The following is a 17,918-nucleotide window of genomic DNA, read 5'->3' on the forward strand; positions in this document are numbered from 1 at the left end:
TTCCATCATACTGCGCACAGGTCCTCTATTCTGAAAAACCACTGTGCATTTAGAATTTGAAGCATTTTCTTTTGACACTGCAGAGTCCAAACATTATGATAATCAAGTATTCCCGACTAATTCACTCAGGAAAGGATGATATTATGACTTCTATTACGAAAGTTCAGCCGGTCAACGATGTAAAAGCCCCCATTGCACGGCAAGACGCAGCTTTAAATAAACCACAAATTTCATTGATTGTCGGGGCATTGGTCGTCACCGCGCTGTTAATGATTTATTTGCTGGCCACCCAGCACATTTCTCAGCCGATCCTTCTGGTCATCGGGCTGGCTCTTGGCTACACCTTATTTCACGCACGTTTCGGCTTCACATCAGCTTTTCGCCGCTTGGCATCTGTCGGCAACGGACAAGCCATGCGTTCGCATATGCTCATGCTAGCGGTCGCCGTAACTTTGTTTGCACCCATTTTGGCGTATGGCTATTCTTTTTTTGGTACTGAAGTTGCTGGCTACGTCTCACCAGTCGGAGTTAGCCTGGTTGTGGGAGCGTTTCTCTTCGGGATTGGTATGCAACTTGGCGGCGGCTGTGCGTCTGGCACTTTGTATGCGCTTGGTGGGGGACGCACAGTGATGTTCGTGACTTTGCTGTTCTTTATTGTCGGAGCCACAATCGGCGCTTATCATTTGCCATTCTGGACTGAAGAAATGCCAGCGTTTGAACCAATTTCGTTGGCAACATCCACCGGACTCGGCTACGGTGGCGCTTGGCTTGTATCGATTGTGATTTTCACTTTAGTAGCCTTGATCAGCGTGGTCATTGAGAAAAAAAAACGTGCGCCGAAAATGGCGCCTGTTCCGTCTGCATCTGGATGGCAACGGATTTTCCGCGGCTCGTGGCCTTTATTCGCAGCTGCGATTGTCTTGGCTCTGTTAAATGCATTAACGCTGATGGTCCGTGGGACGCCTTGGGGCATAACGTCGGCATTTGCTCTGTGGGGATCGAAAATCGCTGCACTGTTCGGTGTCGATGTGGCGAGCTGGGGTTATTGGCAAGGTGCCAATGCAGCTATGCTTGAGTCTTCGATCTTCGCAGATTCCACAACGATTTTGAACTTCGGTGTTATCATCGGGGCGTTCATCGCTTCAGCAGCTGGCGGCTTGTTCAAGTTCACAAAAGTGACAGTGGGCAATTTCTTCGCTTCTGTTATCGGTGGCCTGCTGATGGGCTATGGTGCCCGTCTGGCATTTGGCTGCAACATCGGCGCCTACTTTGGCGGCATTGCGTCGTTCAGCCTGCACGGCTATGTTTGGGGAATTTTGGCATTAGCAGGAACATTCGTTGCCTTGTATCTTCGTCCGCTGTTTGGACTGTCGGTACCTAAATCCAACGATTCAGTGTGCTGATATAAAATATCTATTGGAAAACAGGCAGTCGGAATTTCCGACTGCCTGTTTTTTTTAAGATTCATTTAAGAAGAGCGCAACCGGTTGTGCTGATGACATATCCCCATTCAGTAGACCTGTGTTTTAAATTAAAACTGAGGGAACTGAATAAAAAGGCACTTGAGCCAATCATGTATCGTAAATATAGGGAGGAAATTCTATGAAAAAGCTTTTTGGCTTAATGAAATTCGGGACTAAATCAGCTTTATGGGCCGCTATTATCAATACGGTAGTTGCCATTATTAAAACTGCAGCTTATCTCGTTACCGGAAATGTGGCGATGTTTGCTGAAATGATGCATAGTTTCGGAGATGCCGCCAACCAATTTTTTGTTTTTATTGGCTCTGCGTTCAGTAAAAAAGAGCCTACAGATCGTTTCCCGGGAGGATTTGGCCGTTTGGTCAATCTTGTACTCTTGGGGCCGTATTGATTGTTGGTGTATTGGCTTATGAGACCATCCTGGAAGGAATTCACCACATTTCCGATGCAACTCATTCGGAAGATTGGTTCTGGCTGAATATCGGTGTGCTCGGTACAGCTGCTCTATTGGAGTCTGCCGTCCTTTACAAGGCGATGAAAGAAATTACAGAACACTTACCTAAAGAACAGACAAAAGGACTGAAATTGATTCCTGAAAGCTATCGGCATGTTAAAGATGCCAACCCTGCTTCGAAATTGGTCTTTTTAGAAGATAATGTTGCAGTGGGCGGTGCTCTTCTCGCGATGCTTGCCATTGTCATTTCTACTTATACGCCTTTCCATAGTGCTACAGGCTATGCCTCTATCGTTATCGGAGTTCTCCCTTATTTTTGTGGTCGGCCGTATCTTTTTGGGCAATGCGGCTGGAGCCCTTGGAGTTGCCGATGTCAAAATGCAGGCCAGAATGGGCGCCAAAATCCTGCAGCATCCACAAATCAACGATATTCAGGACTTGGACGTCATCAAAGAAGGGGACAGTCTGCATATCGAACTTAAAGTCGAAGTAGATCCTAAAATGACGATTGAAGAAGCCGACGATATTCGGGATTACATCGAAGAAAAAATCAAAGAAAACGTGAAGAACGTGACTGATATCATCATCGAATTTGATGAAGATGATGGTCTTGATACGTGGGCTCAAGCGTTGGATAAGAACCCCAAATAACTTTACAGCAGAAAATAACCCAAACCGTTAACGTGTTCACTTTTCCCGGTTTGGGTTATTTTTAAAAAAGAGATTGAGCCATTCACCGGCTGCTCTTCAAAAAACACTAGATAAGTTGAACGAAAGAAGGATCCTATTGAAAATGGCTTCGGTCACTTTGGTCATGGCTCTCGCCCGCGGCAAGTGAAGCTGATTTGTGGAATATCGATTATGAATATTCACTAGGTCAACTTATATAGCTATTTCTTTCATTTCTTTGCAGCACTATACTCTCGATACCTTCATGTCGATTCCAGAACATACCTTCGTTCTCAGGTAATGATAGACACCATTTTCGTCGCAGCTAAATTCCGTGACTTCATCTACCACGTCTTTAATATGATCCGCCGCATTTTTCATCGCCACGGCATGGCTAACATAGTCAAACATCTTGATATCATTGTCGCTGTCCCCGATAGCTAAGGTCTCACAGCCAATTAAGTCAAACCGCTTCAGCATTTGTTCGATTCCCGATGCTTTGCTGACGCCTGCGACCATCACTTCGGCATTATGCGGCGAAGAAGGAGTCATCGTAAATTCCATGTTCTCTTGCAGCATTTCCAATTCAACTTTCCAGTCATTGATTTCATCGCGGGTTCTTGCAAAAAAATAAAATTTTGAAAAATGAGTACCTGTAATTTCGTCCGTCCATTCAATTTCTTCTTCAATCGCTTTTTGGCGTGAGATCCATTCGTTGATCTGCACGGAATCAGGCTTTGGATCTCGAACTGCCGCTTCCACGAACCCTTTGTCCTGATTCAGCACTAGCCGCGCTTGGCCATGCGGAAAAAGCTCGTAATAGATTTTGCGTTCCCGCGCCTTCGTAATAATGGTTTTCACCAATTCTATCGGCAGCACGTGCTCAAACACCACTTCTTCTCCGATATAACCGGCCATGCCGTTTGCAGTAATAATGCCATCCACCGCAAAACCTTCCGGCAGCATCTCTGCCAGTTCATCAGCGGATCTGCCTGTTGCCACGAAAACGAATATCCCAGCGCTTCGCAGCTCATCTATAATTTCTTTCGTATCTATGCTCACTTCGTTAGTATGATTTAAAATTGTCCCGTCCATATCTAAAAAGACAGCTTTAGGGTTAATTGCCACTCCATTACCTCCTGATGTTAAAAACAATTGAGTTAGCCTCAGTATACGCCTTGCTTTTTTCAAACTCAATGAATGTGCAGCTACCTTAGTTTACGCAACTAGTTTAATACCTATTGCAGACAGCAAAGAAATGTTAGAATAATAGAAAGAGGAATTTTCAGATTTTTATTTTCTGCCAACGAAACAATCCGTTTGTAAATAATTAGTTCAATCTATAGATTGCAGAAAAATCGTTTGTGGTGCCAGTCAGACCGGCAATACAACCCGCGGCAGGTGGAGGCAAAATGAAACAGATCTTAACCATACAAAAAGTATTAAATAATAATGTCGTCATCGCCAGCAACGATACATATAAAGAAGCCGTATTAATCGGCAATGGCCTTGGATTTAATCGTAAAAAAGGAGATTCTGTTCCTTTTGATGCAGCAGACAAAACCTTTTTGCTGCAGGATGAAAAGGAAATGGAGCAATACGTCAATCTGCTTCCTTACATCGAGGAAAAACTCATTGCCTTTATCCACGAGCTGCTGTTATTTATCGAAGAAAAAATGGGCAAGGAACTAAATGAGCATATCCACGTAGCGCTGACAGACCATATCGCGTTTGCTATTAACCGGGCAAAAAAAGAGATCCAATTCTCCAATCCTTTCTTATTTGAGATCGAGTCGTTGTATCCGAAAGAATACCTCGTGGCCAAAGAGGTGGTCCAGAAAGTGGAAGAACGAACAGGGGTTTCGTTTCCGGAAGGAGAAATTGGCTTTATCGCTCTTCATGTCCACAGTGCCGTTACAGACAAGTCTTTGCGTGACATCAATCGCTATCATAGCCTGATCTCAAAAATGGTTGGAATCATCCAAGACAGCCTGGATATTCAATTAAAAAAAGAAAATATCGATTATCACCGGCTCATCCAGCACCTTCACCGGGCCATCGACCGGGCCGATAAAGGAGACCCTCTGGGAGATGAAAATAAATTAGCAGCTATGTTGAAAAGTGAATATCCTGTATGCTATAATCTTGCTTGGAAGCTCATTAAAATAATGCAAAACCAATTGAATAAGCCTGTTGATGAAGCTGAAGTCATGTATTTGACGATTCATCTGCAACGCTTAACACATAAATTCTGACCATACGTGTTACTGATTCGATCAGGCATGAGTATGAAAAGATGCAAAAGTTGACGCTTAGGACGATTCTGCCCTCTTATCGACTTTTCCCTTTTCTACTCATGCCTTTTGTTTTGTATTCAATTGCCTTGTTTCATATTCGAACCAAAGAGGAGGAAATTTCATGTCATTCAATTTTTTTGGTACATTGCAAAAGGTTGGTAAAGCCTTGATGCTGCCCGTTGCGCTCTTGCCTGCTGCCGGTATCTTATTGGCTTTTGGGACAAGCTTTGCACAAGAATCATTTTTGGAAGCGGTTCCGTTTATGGGAGCTGACTGGATTCAGCAATTATTATTTGTTATGGCGGAAGCCGGTGGTGTTGTTTTTGACAATCTGCCCTTGCTGTTTGCTGTAGGTGTTGCCATCGGTCTTGCTGGTGGTGATGGAGTAGCGGGACTCGCTGCCATCATCGGTTACTTGATCATGAACGTCACCATGAAAGCTTTTGGCGGAATTACGCTGGAAATGACTACTGACCCGGCATACGCCAATGTATTAGGAATTCCTACACTTCAAACTGGTGTTTTCGGCGGGATTATCGTCGGTGTGCTGGCAGCCTTCATGTACAACAAGTTTTATAATATCCAATTGCCACAGTTTTTAGGATTTTTTGCAGGAAAGCGCTTTGTTCCGATTGTTACCGCTTTTTCAGCTGTTTTCCTTGGAATTGTCATGTTCCTGGTTTGGCCATTTGCCCAAACTGGTTTGAATACACTTTCTCACTTTATGTTGGAAACAAACCGCACGCTTGCGGCTTTCGTCTTCGGAACCATTGAACGTTCACTGATTCCATTCGGTTTACATCATATTTTCTACTCACCGTTTTGGTTTGAATTTGGTCAATATACAACTGCTGCCGGTGAAATTGTCCGCGGTGACCAACGCATCTTCTTCGCACAACTGCAGGACGGTGTAGACTTTACTGCCGGCACATTCATGACGGGTAAATTTCCATTCATGATGTTTGGCCTTCCGGCTGCCGCACTTGCCATCTACCATTGTGCACGCCCAGAGAAAAAGAAAATTGTCGGCGGCATCATGGCTTCAGGTGCTTTGACTTCTTTCCTGACAGGAATCACAGAACCACTTGAGTTTACGTTCTTGTTTGTAGCACCTGTCTTGTTTGGTATCCATGCTATTTTCGCAGGATTGTCATTCATGACGATGCATTTGCTCGATGTAAAAATCGGGATGACCTTCTCCGGTGGATTGATCGACTTCTTGCTCTTCGGCGTTCTGCCAGGCAGAACAGAATGGTTCTGGGTCATCGTTGTCGGTCTGGTCTTCTCGGTCATCTACTACTTTGGTTTCCGTTTTGCCATCTTGAAATTCAATTTGATGACGCCTGGACGTGAACTCGATGAAGAAGGCGACGACGAGATGGAAGAAATCGGCGACTTGCCGCATGAAATTCTTGCTGCCATGGGCGGACAGAAAAACATTACCGATCTTGATGCCTGTATCACACGCCTGCGTGTCAGCGTAGCGGACAAAGGCAATGTTGATAAAAAAAGATTGAAAAAACTTGGTGCTTCTGGTGTCATGGAAGTCGGCAACAACATTCAGGCGATCTTTGGACCCGTTTCGGATAGCTTGCGTGGACAAATGCAAGACATCATGGATGGCAAATCGCCTCGACCAGCTTCAAAAGCGGCAGCTCCATCTGAAAATACAGTTGCTACAGGAACTCCATTGGAATTTAACAGTCCAATTACAGGGGAACTCCTACCGATTTCAGAAGTGCCGGACCAAGTATTCTCAGGTAAAATGGTTGGAGATGGCTTTGCAATCAAACCGACAGAAGGAAAAGTCTTTTCTCCGGTAAACGGCAAAGTCGTTACTGTCTTCCCTACTAAACACGCCATTGGCATCGCGGCGGACAATGGTACGGAAATCCTCATCCACATTGGTATTGATACGGTCCACCTGAAAGGTGAAGGATTTACTTCACATATTGAACAAGGCGATCTGGTTGAACAAGGACAGCTTCTAATGGAAATGGACTTGGATTACATCGCAGAAAATGCGGCGTCGATCATTACGCCTGTAGTCTTCACGAACCTTGAGGAAGGGCAATCGATCCAACTTAAAAAATCCGGCGCTATAGCAGCCAAGGATCAGGACATCATGGAAATTATCCATGGAGAGCCCGTCGTTTGATTTAAAAACACCAAATAAAAGCCCAGCTGCATTCGGAACTTCTCCGTGTGCAGCTGGGCTTTCCTATATGTACAATTAAATCAGGAGGCTGAATCTATGAAGTTATTGACCTTGAATTGCCATTCCTGGCATGAAGAAAATCAACATGACAAAATACGCCACTTGGCAGAAACTATTAAAGAAAAGGACTATGACGTCATTGCCCTTCAGGAAGTCAATCAATCGATCCACGCAGAGCTGCTGTATGGCGATATCAAAAAAGACAATTTCGGGATTGTCCTGCTCCAGGAGCTTGAAGAAATTGGCGTTGCAGACTATTCATTGGTCTGGAGCTTTTCCCATCTGGTTTATGGGACCTATGAAGAAGGCGTCGCCATCTTAACAAAACATCCGATTCTAGCAGAAGACTCCTTTTTAGTCAGCCAAAGCACAGACAATACTTACTGGAAAACACGAAAAATCGTTGGCGTTCAAATCCATTACCAAGGTGTGCCGATTTCCTTTTACTCTTGCCATATGGGCTGGTGGATCGACGAGGACGAGCCATTCAAACAGCAGGCAGATCGGCTTCTGCAGCAAATCAACAAGGATGGACTGGCTTTTCTGATGGGCGACTTTAATAACAGCGCTTCCCTATCCCAAGAAGGCTATGACTACTTAATCGGCCACGAGCTTCACGATACGTATGAGTTGGCAGAACATAAAGACCACGGAACAACAGTCGAAGGGAAAATAACTGGATGGAATGACAACAAAGAGGATTTGCGCATCGATCTGATCTTAGCGAATAGCCCCATAAACGTGCAATCTTCACGGGTCATTTTCAATAACCGCAATAAATCCGTTATCTCGGATCATTTTGGCGTAGAAGCGAAAGTAGTGATCCCCAGGGCGTCGAGTCGTGAATCCCTTCAATAAACTTACGGTGAAAAAATTACATACTTCACTCTCAGCAGCTGAAACGTCGAAGCACTATAGCCCCGGCCGTAAATGGGATCCCGTTGGCCTAAGAAAGCGGCCGCTTGAAGCAATTTCTGGAAAACAACTCGGCTTTAGCAGTTTAAAAGTAAGATTTTAAACTGACCCCTAAGTTTTGTTTGAAATTGATACTTTCAACTAGTCCACACCTCTGCTAATCTTATCTGAAAAAGAAAAGTTAGGAAGGTTACCGACGATGCAAAAAACAACTAGCTACTCACCTGCGACTAATTCGCGCACTCTTGATTTAGTTTTGACATCCATGGCCATTGCACTTGTCTTTGTTGCTACATTATTATTAAATATTCGCCTGCCGATTGCGGCAAACGGCGGTCTTGTCCACCTCGGCACCGCTATGCTTTTCATTATCGCCATCCTGTTCGGCCCTAAAAAAGGGCTGATTGCTGGTGCAGTCGGCATGGGCTTGTTTGATTTGGTTTCCGGCTGGACTTTATGGGCGCCAATTACCATAGTGGCCCGGGGCCTGCAAGGTTACCTGGTCGGAAAAATTGCTTGGTCTGGTGGCAGAAATGGCGGCAGCACATCTTTCAATATTTTAGCAGCCGTTGTTTCTATTCCATTGATGGTCGCTATTTACTATGTCGGTGAAGCCATTATCTTCAGCAGCTGGATCATTCCGGCCGCTTCCATTCCCGGCAATCTCGTCCAAAATACAGTCGGCCTGATTATCGCGATTCCAGTAGCGATTGCATTGAAGAAAACACCATTCTTTAAATAAGCTGTCTTTGGATAGACCTTAACAGATCTAGATAAAAAGAGCGCGCCTGAGCTTTAGGCACGCTCTTTTTCAGTTTTTCACTTTTGATACGGTCAACCCATCGCCAACCGGAATCAGCATGGATTCCAATTGCGGATGATTTGCTACCATTTCATTAAAGGCCTTCATAATTTCCGTGTAGTGTTTGGACTGGATGGCATCATCCACTACTGTCCCTGCTGCCAGCACATTATCTGCCACTATCAAAGCGCCGGGCGCTGCCAACTTCAGGCAGTAGTTCAAGTAATTTTCATAGTTTTCTTTGTCCGCATCGATAAAGAAAAAGTCGAAATTCCGTTTTTCCACGACCAGCTTTTCCAAACTTTCCAAGGCCGCTCCGATTCGGTAAGAAACTTGATCACCGAAGCCCGCTTTCTCTAGGTTGTGATGCGCCAACTGTGCATAGCTTTCTTCGAGCTCAAGAGATGTCAATTTCCCATCTTTACCGGAGAATCCCCTCGCCAGACAAATGCCACTATAGCCTCCAAGAGCTCCAATCTCCAACACATTTTCGGCACTTGAGATAGACACCAGCATCGTCAGTAGCTTTCCAGAAGAGGGAGATACGGAAATTGCAGGCATGCCACTTTCTGCTATCGAAGAGACGACTCCTTCCAAAAACGGATCCTGTGCAGTGAATACAGTATCGATATATTGATTTGTTTTCTTCATGCTCCGCAGCTCCTTTTTTGTCAATTAGCCTTTTGCTCTGTTGCGTCTTTTTCATTATTTGGTCGATAATTGTTCCGGATTCATTTATACCCTTTGCTTCTTCTTCGTATACAACTAAATTATATCTGTTTGCAGACGACATTGTCCGAAAAAAAGACCCTTTCATCGATTCGGATGAAAGGGTCTTTCAATAGCTTATATTTTTATCGGGCTTTTTTCATCCAGCTCGAGTGCTTTAGCTGTTAAAGTGTGAATTTCCTGAAGAAGCTCAGGGTTGTCAGACAATGAAACACCGTAAGACGGAATCATTTCTTTGATTTTTGGTTCCCATCCGCCTACTTCGTCCGGGAAACATTTTTTGAAGATTTCAAGCATCGCATGAACGGCCGTGGAAGCACCTGGAGAAGCTCCCAGCAATGCAGCAACTGAGCCATCCGCAGCTGTGACGATTTCTGTACCAAACTGCAACGTCCCTTTGCCTTTGTCCGTATCCTTGATAACCTGTACACGTTGTCCTGCTACAACTACATCCCAGTCTTTAAGTTTGGCAGTCGGGATAAATTCACGCAATTCTTCTACGCGTTTTTCATTCGATAGCAAGACTTGTTGAACAAGATATTTAGTTAAAGACATTTCTTTAGCGCCTGCGGCAAGCATCGTAAAGACGTTATTCGGTTTCACAGAGCCAATCAAGTCCATATTCGAACCTGTTTTCAGGAACTTCGGCGAGAAACCTGCAAACGGCCCGAACAACAAAGATTTCTTGTTGTCGATAAAGCGTGTATCCAAATGCGGTACTGACATCGGAGGAGCTCCGACTTTCGCTTTTCCATATACTTTTGCATGATGTTGCTCGACAATTTCAGGGTCGTTGCAGACTAAGAACATTCCGCTAACCGGGAATCCACCAATATGCTTAGATTCCGGAATGCCTGTTTTTTGAAGCAAAGGCAAGCTCCCACCACCGCCGCCGATAAAGACGAAGTCCGCGCTGTGGTATTCGATTTTATTGTTTTCCATGTCCTGTACTTTTACTTCCCATGTGCTATCACCGCTGCGTTTAATATCTTTGACCGCATGGTTGTAGTTCATTTCGACTTGTTGTTCTTCCAAGTGAGTAAAGAGCATTTCCGTTAAAGCGCCAAAGTTGACGTCAGTACCGGTATCGATTTTTGTTGCCGCCATTGCTTCATTTGAAGTGCGGCCTTCCATGATAAGTGGAATCCATTCTTTTAACTTCTCAGGATCGGCTGAGTATTCCATTCCTTTAAATAAAGGACTTTTAGACAATGCGTCAAATCGATTGTTTAAGAAACGGACATTGTCTTCCCCTTGCACCAAACTCATGTGAGGAATCGACATGATAAAGTCTCTAGGATTGGCGATGCGTTTATTGTTTACAAGGAAAGACCAGAACTGTCTTGAAAGCTGGAACTGTTCATTGATGGTAATTGCCTTTTTGATATCTACAGAACCATCCGCTTGTTCTGGTGTATAGTTAAGTTCGCAAAGGGCAGCGTGCCCTGTTCCAGCATTATTCCATTCGTTCGAGCTTTCGGACCCTGCTTTTTCAAGCTTTTCAAACACTTTAATATTCCAATCCGGTGCTAACTCTTTAAGCATGGATCCTAAAGTTGCACTCATGACTCCGGCACCGATTAAGATAACGTTTCTTTTTTTCTGATGGTTGTCCATTATAACCTTCCTCATCCCGTATATTTGCAAATAGGTGCAGTTGCTGCTGATCAAATAATACTGAAAGCCAAGCTCAACCGAAACACATCTTTTCTGCCTCAATTATATAATTATATCATATTTTTGGTTACATCTATCTGCTTTTGCCTGTCGATTATACCTTACTTACAGCCATGACAAAAGGAAGACGCACTTTTCCAAATACGAATTACCGCTAGAATGCTGAAATGGCATTTGCCAGATAGCTGTACGACAATCCAGCTTTTTGTGCCTATGTTGCTGGTCGGATTAGCCGGTCGTCAGCACCTAGCTTGCGAATAGGTGCACGGCCAACTCGTGTCACGCCATCATTCAAATACGCATTTTTAAAGCGTTCCATATTCTTGTTGATATAAGCCAAATGCTCTTCTTCATCAAGGCCGTACTCTTTCACTAAGTAGGCACCTGTCTCCTTAAGTGTTTCTCTAACTTGATCGACAATCTTTTCATCAGCTAACGTTTCGTCGATTGTCGATTTTCCTGCAAGATACCCAAGATATGCAATCACGGCATGACCCGTGTTCACTGTAAATAATTTGCGTTCAATGTCGATTATGTTAAGGCTCTCCCGATTACAGACAACTACATTTCAATAGATTTTCTTCAATCATTAACAATTACACAATCCTGCGAAAACCAGCGTGTCATTTCCAGGTTTGCTGCAATGTATCTCTAAATAATTCGTCTAGCATTTCTGTTGGATCCTCTACTTCGACTTTGAGTGTTTTTGTATACTCCTCCAGCCGTTCCATTTCACTTTCCAGAAAGTCGTTAATCACGCTAATGCGTGCTTCGAGATCCATTTCGTCGCCTGCCAGCTTGCGTTTTAAAAGATGCTGAACTTCATTTTTCAAATCACCTGCTGGAACGATATCTTCCATTAATTCATTAAAGCTGATGGGTGGTGTCGTATGGTATTTTTCAATCCAGTTGCACGCCAATATCGGTCGCAGCACATAAAAATATTTTTTAATTTTTACATTTGGACCTTGCAGGTATTCACGGTAATTATTTTTTGCCATATTCAAGTAATGGTACAACATCGAATTTGGATAAAATACATTCGACTCCAAGGAGCGTATATGATCAACAAAAGAATCTTTTTGATAATAAATGATCCCGCTTCTTAACCATTCCAAAAGCGGTGGATTGCTTTTTCTGAAAAGGCGCAGCGCTTTTGTAAGCTCCCAGCCGCTGATGTCCAATAAATCATTAATCGGTTCTTCAATCACATCCCTCTTCGCTGCACTTCCCTGTGGATCGATTGAGAGATACCATGCCGGCGAATGAACATAAATAAATCGAACATCGTAATCACTGTCTTTTGAAGGAAAGCCCCATGCTCTGCTTCCGGATTCAACCGCATATAAAATTTTCACGTTAAATTTCTCTTCTATCCCTTTTAATTTCTGTTGAATAATTTCATTCATGTACATTCCCCCTTTTATGAGCTTCTAAGAACTAATTTTACCGTTTATTAGGATCAATTGAAAACTTGATAAGGGAATAATCCATCAAGATCGCGACTCGGCTGGTGACAACAGTTATTTGCGGCAAATTCTCCTTATGCATACATTAAATAATAAGAGGAATCAGGCTCTCCACACGGCTGCCTGATCCCTTAAAACCATTTTATTTACGAGCCCAAGCGGCAATGCCTGCAATGTCCTCAGGTGTTGTTCTGCAGCATCCTCCAATGATTTGAGCACCCGCTTCATACCAGCGTTGTGTGCTCGGGGTAAACTGATTTTCTGAAGAACCTTCTCCCCATGTTTTGCTGGTCGGGTCGTATTCTTCTCCTGAGTTCGGATAAACAATGATTGGTTTGGCCGTTTGGCTCTTCACTTCGGTCATCAGCGACTCAATAATATGAGGTGCTGAACAATTGATGCCGATTGCTTTGGCTTCTGCCAAGCAAGGAATGGTTTCACACGCTAATATGTCTGCTCCCGCATCAACTAATACACGAATCCGCTCTTTATGGAAGGCAATCAGTTCATCTTCACTTAACGAATAATCGCCGCGATATTCAGAGCCATCCGACAGAAAAGCACCGTATGGACCGACAGAGGCAGCAACCAATGGTTTTGGTCTATTCGACTGATTATCCAACTCTGTCCAAAATTCGTCACGGGCCTCTGAAGCAATTTGTACAGATTTTTGGATCAAGCCGATTGCCTCTTCCTCCGTCAGCCCCCTTTCTTTGTATCCTTCAATCGTCGCCTGGTAGCTCGCAGTGATCGCACAATCTGCACCTGCCTGGAAATAATCTACGTGAACTTTCTTGATCAATTCCGGATTTCCCATTAATATTTTCGCTGACCATAAACGGTCATTTAAATTGCAGCCGTAATTTTCGAGCTCTGTAGCCATTGCTCCATCAACAATGACGTTAGGGAAGTTGTTCAAATTTTCTTCAATTGGGTTCATTCCTAAACATCCTTTCTAAATCCTGGATCGTTTCTCCAGCTGCAAATTATTTCTGGTTGCTATGCTTACACTTTGTTTGGACAGAGAGTCGTAAGTCAATTTAATGGTAAAAAAGCAATGACGTATTTTTTTTGTTAAATGAACAAAAGAAAAGCTCTACGCTATGTCTACCTTTTCTAAATTTGTTCATATCATAGCAAATCTCCACTCTTTCAAACGAGTAAATAATCAACATAATTTACCTTTATGCATAAAAAAAGCTCTTCCAATAGGAAAGAAGGGCTAGTCGAATTCTTATCTCTCAGAATAAAACACTTTGAAGGAATTAACACTTCTCATAAAAGTGATGAATACTGGACGTCACAGGGCATGCCCCTCAGTCTATCTTGATAAGTTATTTAGTTTTTTGAATATTAACGATAGTATGGGACATAGCCTCTCTTGTCAAACTCATTTTTCTTAAAATTTAGTTTTATACAAAATAATACTTGTCAAAAACCAAGGATCGCAGTTAGAATCAGTCTACATATTGATATGAAATGCTTATAAAAAATCACCATAAGTAAAACGCACAAAGAAACGGATTGATCAGAGCGAGGATCGGAGCGAAAGAAATGACAAAAGAAGCTATTTTTGATGTCGCGATAATTGGCGCCGGAACAATGGGAATGGCTGCCGGCGCCTTTTTGGCCCAACAAAAAGTAAAGACGGTATTGATTGATGCCTTCGATCCACCACACATTAATGGCAGCCATCATGGGGATACCCGCTTAATCCGGCATGCTTACGGCGAAGGCAGACAATATGTTCCGTTAGTGAAGCGCGCCCAGCAATTGTGGGAGGAGCTAGAACAGCAAACAGGCTCCAAAATTTTCGAAAAAACCGGTGTTATCTGCCTTGGTCCAAAAGATTCCCTTTTTCTTCAGGAAATGATTGCGGCTGCTCAAAAGTATAACCTGCCGTTAGAGATACTTAGCAACAATGAAATCAAAGAAAGATGGCCTGGATTTTCTGTACCAGATCATTTTATCGGTTGCTTTGAGGCCGAATCGGGTATCATTTACAGTGAGAATGCCATTCGGGCCTATAAAGAAAAGGCCCTTGCACATGGAGCACATCTGGTGACTCATACACCTGTTCAGCACATTGATCTGAATGACGAAAAGGGTGTAAAAATCACGACCGCTAACACGATATTTTATGCAAAAAAAGTAATCGTCACGGCGGGAGCATGGGCAGCAAAACTGTTGCCGGACTTAGATCTGCCAATTCAGCCGACCCGCAAAGTCTTTGGCTGGTTTGAAGCGCCTTCCGAGCTTTATGATGCCATTAACTTTCCATCTTTTTTTGTAGAAGATCAGGATAAAAAGTTTTATGGCTTCCCTAGTTTGAATGGTACCGGACTTAAAATTGGGAGAACAGATGGTGGACAAGCAATAGATCCTGACCTGCAGATACAGAACTTTGGATTGTACGAAACAGATGAAAGCGACTTGAGACATGGTCTTGAACGCTATCTGCCTCGTGCAAACGGGAAGCTAGAGCAAGGGAAAACCTGTTTATATACACTTTCAAGCGACAATGATTTCATCGTTGATTTTCACCCGGAAGATAGCCGCGTCATTTTTGCCTGCGGCTTTTCCGGACACGGCTTTAAGTTCGGAAGTGTGATGGGAGAAATATTGAGCCAACTGGCTATAGCAGGAGAAAGCGAATTTGATATTTCCATCTTCTCTCTTAACAGATTTGATTTGTGATCCTTCAAGCACGTCCATCTGACTGGAAAAACTGCGAGCACTCTCGTATGAAAAAGTGCTCACGGTAAATATTCTTTAAACTCCACAAAAAATCCTGGCCAGCAGTATGCGCTGACCAGGATTTCTTCTAATTAGTTTTCTAAATCGAAACGATCGGCATTCATCACTTTATTCCAAGCTTTGATGAAATCACGAGCGAATCTTTCTTTACTATCATCTTGTGCATATACTTCTGCAATGGCACGCAGAATTGAATTAGAACCAAATACCAAGTCAAAACGTGTAGCTGTGCCGGCTGCCTCTCCTGTTGCACGGTTTGTACCTTCGTATTTATTGAATTCTGCTGGTGTCCAATCGATATTCATATCCAGTAGCTTAACGAAGAAATCATTTGTTAACGCACCGCCATTGTCGGCAAAGATTCCTTCTTGTGCGCCTTGATAATTTGCATCTAATGCGCGCATACCGCCAACCAGTGCAGTCATTTCTGGCGCTGTTAAGCCAAGTAATTGCGCTTTATCAACCAGCATTTCTTCTGGGCTTATTGTGTATTCTTTGCTTTGGTAATTTCTAAAGCCGTCTGAAACTGGCTCTAATACATCAAAGCTTTCCGCATCTGTATGTTCTTCAAGAGCATCTCCACGTCCTTGCGTAAATGGAACCGCCATATCAAATCCAGCTGCTTTGACAGCTTGTTCAAGCGCGACATTTCCTCCAAGTACAATCAAGTCGGCCATGCTTACTTTATTGCCAGTAGTAGCTTTTAGATTTTCATAAACAGCGAGCACTTTAGCTAACTCTTCTGGTTCATTTGCTGCCCAATCGCGTTGCGGGGCAAAGCGAATACGTGCTCCGTTGGCACCGCCGCGTTTGTCTGAATTCCGGTATGTGCTAGCAGAAGCCCAAGCCGTTTTAACTAACTGTTGTGAAGTTAACTCGCTTGCCAAGATTTTCTCTTTCAGCTCAGCCAATTCTTCAGTCGTCAACATGTGTGTTGCTTTAGGTACTGGATCTTGCCAAACTAATACTTCTTCCGGAACTTCTGGTCCCCAGTATCGCTCTGTTGGTCCCATATCACGGTGAAGAAGTTTAAACCAAGCACGAGAAAACGCATCTGCAAATTCGTCTATGTTTTCGTAATAACGACGAGAAATTTTTTCATACGCCGGATCCATGCGAAGTGCCATGTCTGCCGTTGTCATCATCGTTTTCACTTTAATTGACGCATCTTCTGCATCGGGTGCCATTTGGTGTTCTGACAAATCTTTTGCCGTCCACTGGTATGCACCTGCAGGGGATTTCGTTAACTCCCACTCGTATCCAAACAATTGCTCGTAATAGCCATTATCCCATTTCGTTGGGTTGGCAGTCCAAGCTCCTTCAACACCACTTGAAATGGTGTCGCGGCCTTTGCCTGAACCATACGTGCTCTTCCAACCAATTCCTTGGCTTTCCATAACGGCTGCTTCTGGATCGTCACCTACTTGAGAGGGATCTCCAGCTCCGTGTGCCTTACCAAACGTATGTCCACCTGCGATCAACGCAACTGTCTCTTCGTCGTTCATTCCCATACGTGCAAAGGTTTCCCGAATATCTACAGCACTGCCAAGAGGATCCGGCTTGCCATTTGGTCCTTCTGGGTTCACGTAAATTAAGCCCATCTGAACTGCAGCTAATGGATTTTCCAAATCGCGCTCACCCGAATAACGATTATCTTCTAGCCATTCTTTTTCGTTGCCCCAATATACGTCTTCTTCTGGTGCCCAAACGTCTTCGCGGCCTGCGCCGAACCCAAAGGTTTTGAAGCCCATTGACTCAAGTGCCACGTTACCCGTTAACAGCAACAAATCAGCCCAAGAAATTTTATTGCCATACTTTTGCTTAATTGGCCATAGCAGTCTACGTGCTTTATCCAAGTTTACGTTATCCGGCCAGCTGTTAAGTGGCGCAAAACGCTGGTTTCCAGTAGAACCGCCTCCGCGGCCGTCTGCAGTTCGGTAAGTACCTGCATCGTGCCATGACATACGGATAAATAACCCGCCATAATGACCGTAATCCGCTGGCCACCAGTCTTGGCTATCTGTCATTAAATCATGTAAATCTTGTTTTAATGCATTATAATCTAGTTTTTCAAATTCTTTTTTGTAATCAAATTCTTCTCCAAGAGGAGTCGATTTCTTATCATGCTGATGAAGAATATTCACGTTCAGCATGTTCGGCCACCAGTCTTTATTTTGGGTTTTGCCTGGTTTGTTCGAAGTTGTAATGGCACTATCAGTGTGTCCACCTGTTTGTCCGCCTCCGCCCGTTACCGGACATTGTGCATCTGATGCAGCTGTGTGGCGCTTTTGCTCATTGTTATCATGTTCGTTGTTTTCCATCTTTTAAACCCTCCTAAATACGAATCAAAAATAGTGAACCTTTATCTAAAACTATCGTTGCTGGGTGTTTGTGGTGATGGATAGTAATTCTTACATTAGAATTATACTAAACTAGAGATAGATTGAAAA

The 17,918-nt window shown here is 43.6% G+C and carries 12 protein-coding genes, 2 pseudogenes and 1 riboswitch; of the genes and pseudogenes, 7 read left to right on the forward strand and 7 right to left on the reverse strand.

Going from position 1 to position 17,918, the window contains the following annotated elements; all coding sequences use genetic code 11:
* Positions 1 to 143: 143 nt before the first annotated feature.
* Positions 144 to 1,403: a YeeE/YedE family protein gene (locus tag BBH88_RS18005; protein WP_065536367.1), complete on the forward strand. Its 1,260-nt coding sequence runs from the start codon at positions 144 to 146 to the stop codon at positions 1,401 to 1,403.
* Between the two features lie 199 nt (positions 1,404 to 1,602).
* A pseudogene (locus BBH88_RS18010) lies at positions 1,603 to 2,586 on the forward strand (cation diffusion facilitator family transporter).
* A 264-nt stretch (positions 2,587 to 2,850) separates the two neighbouring features.
* On the opposite strand, the gene BBH88_RS18015 reads toward BBH88_RS18010, so the two are convergent.
* Positions 2,851 to 3,732, reverse strand: a complete 882-nt coding sequence (locus BBH88_RS18015) for a Cof-type HAD-IIB family hydrolase (RefSeq protein ID WP_006830601.1) — start codon at positions 3,730 to 3,732, stop codon at positions 2,851 to 2,853.
* 284 nt (positions 3,733 to 4,016) lie between these two features.
* Between BBH88_RS18015 and glcT the strand changes: the two genes are divergently transcribed.
* The 4 genes from glcT (at position 4,017) to BBH88_RS18035 (ending at position 8,776) form a co-directional block, all read left to right on the forward strand.
* Positions 4,017 to 4,859 (forward strand): glucose PTS transporter transcription antiterminator GlcT, encoded by an 843-nt coding sequence (gene glcT, locus BBH88_RS18020; RefSeq protein ID WP_006830600.1) that lies wholly within the window; start codon positions 4,017 to 4,019, stop codon positions 4,857 to 4,859.
* 163 nt (positions 4,860 to 5,022) lie between these two features.
* The gene (ptsG, locus tag BBH88_RS18025) at positions 5,023 to 7,059 is read left to right on the forward strand and encodes a glucose-specific PTS transporter subunit IIBC (RefSeq protein ID WP_065536366.1); all 2,037 of its coding nucleotides are present in this window, start codon (positions 5,023 to 5,025) and stop codon (positions 7,057 to 7,059) included.
* Between the two features lie 96 nt (positions 7,060 to 7,155).
* A complete protein-coding gene (locus BBH88_RS18030) occupies positions 7,156 to 7,977 on the forward strand; it encodes an endonuclease/exonuclease/phosphatase family protein (RefSeq protein ID WP_065536365.1) in 822 nt (273 codons plus the stop codon).
* 256 nt (positions 7,978 to 8,233) lie between these two features.
* Positions 8,234 to 8,776 carry an ECF transporter S component gene (locus BBH88_RS18035; protein ID WP_006830597.1) on the forward strand — a complete coding sequence of 181 codons (543 nt, stop codon included), beginning with the start codon at positions 8,234 to 8,236 and terminating at the stop codon, positions 8,774 to 8,776.
* 69 nt (positions 8,777 to 8,845) lie between these two features.
* Here the strand turns inward: BBH88_RS18035 and BBH88_RS18040 are convergent, their stop codons facing one another.
* The 5 genes and pseudogenes from BBH88_RS18040 to mmuM all read right to left on the reverse strand — a co-directional run bounded on the left by BBH88_RS18040 (position 8,846) and on the right by mmuM (position 13,651).
* The gene (locus BBH88_RS18040) at positions 8,846 to 9,487 is read right to left on the reverse strand and encodes an O-methyltransferase (RefSeq protein WP_006830596.1); all 642 of its coding nucleotides are present in this window, start codon (positions 9,485 to 9,487) and stop codon (positions 8,846 to 8,848) included.
* Between the two features lie 195 nt (positions 9,488 to 9,682).
* A complete protein-coding gene (locus BBH88_RS18045) occupies positions 9,683 to 11,197 on the reverse strand; it encodes a malate:quinone oxidoreductase (protein WP_269148241.1) in 1,515 nt (504 codons plus the stop codon).
* A gap of 259 nt (positions 11,198 to 11,456) precedes the next feature.
* Positions 11,457 to 11,768: pseudogene (locus BBH88_RS18050) on the reverse strand (mannitol dehydrogenase family protein); the annotation flags it as partial.
* A gap of 97 nt (positions 11,769 to 11,865) precedes the next feature.
* Complete coding sequence (locus BBH88_RS18055) at positions 11,866 to 12,651, reverse strand: nucleotidyltransferase domain-containing protein (RefSeq protein WP_006830593.1); 786 nt, start codon at positions 12,649 to 12,651, stop codon at positions 11,866 to 11,868.
* Positions 12,652 to 12,853: 202 nt separating this feature from the next.
* Positions 12,854 to 13,651, reverse strand: coding sequence for a homocysteine S-methyltransferase (mmuM, locus tag BBH88_RS18060; RefSeq protein WP_006830592.1), 798 nt, complete (start codon positions 13,649 to 13,651; stop codon positions 12,854 to 12,856).
* Between the two features lie 291 nt (positions 13,652 to 13,942).
* Positions 13,943 to 14,047, reverse strand: a riboswitch (SAM riboswitch).
* A gap of 218 nt (positions 14,048 to 14,265) precedes the next feature.
* Here mmuM and solA point away from each other — a divergent pair.
* Positions 14,266 to 15,408 (forward strand): N-methyl-L-tryptophan oxidase, encoded by a 1,143-nt coding sequence (solA, locus tag BBH88_RS18065; RefSeq protein ID WP_006830591.1) that lies wholly within the window; start codon positions 14,266 to 14,268, stop codon positions 15,406 to 15,408.
* Between the two features lie 131 nt (positions 15,409 to 15,539).
* Here the strand turns inward: solA and katG are convergent, their stop codons facing one another.
* Complete coding sequence (katG, locus tag BBH88_RS18070) at positions 15,540 to 17,789, reverse strand: catalase/peroxidase HPI (RefSeq protein ID WP_006830590.1); 2,250 nt, start codon at positions 17,787 to 17,789, stop codon at positions 15,540 to 15,542.
* Positions 17,790 to 17,918: the final 129 nt, after the last annotated feature.

The organism is Planococcus antarcticus DSM 14505 (genome assembly GCF_001687565.2).
Lineage (GTDB): Bacteria > Bacillota > Bacilli > Bacillales_A > Planococcaceae > Planococcus > Planococcus antarcticus.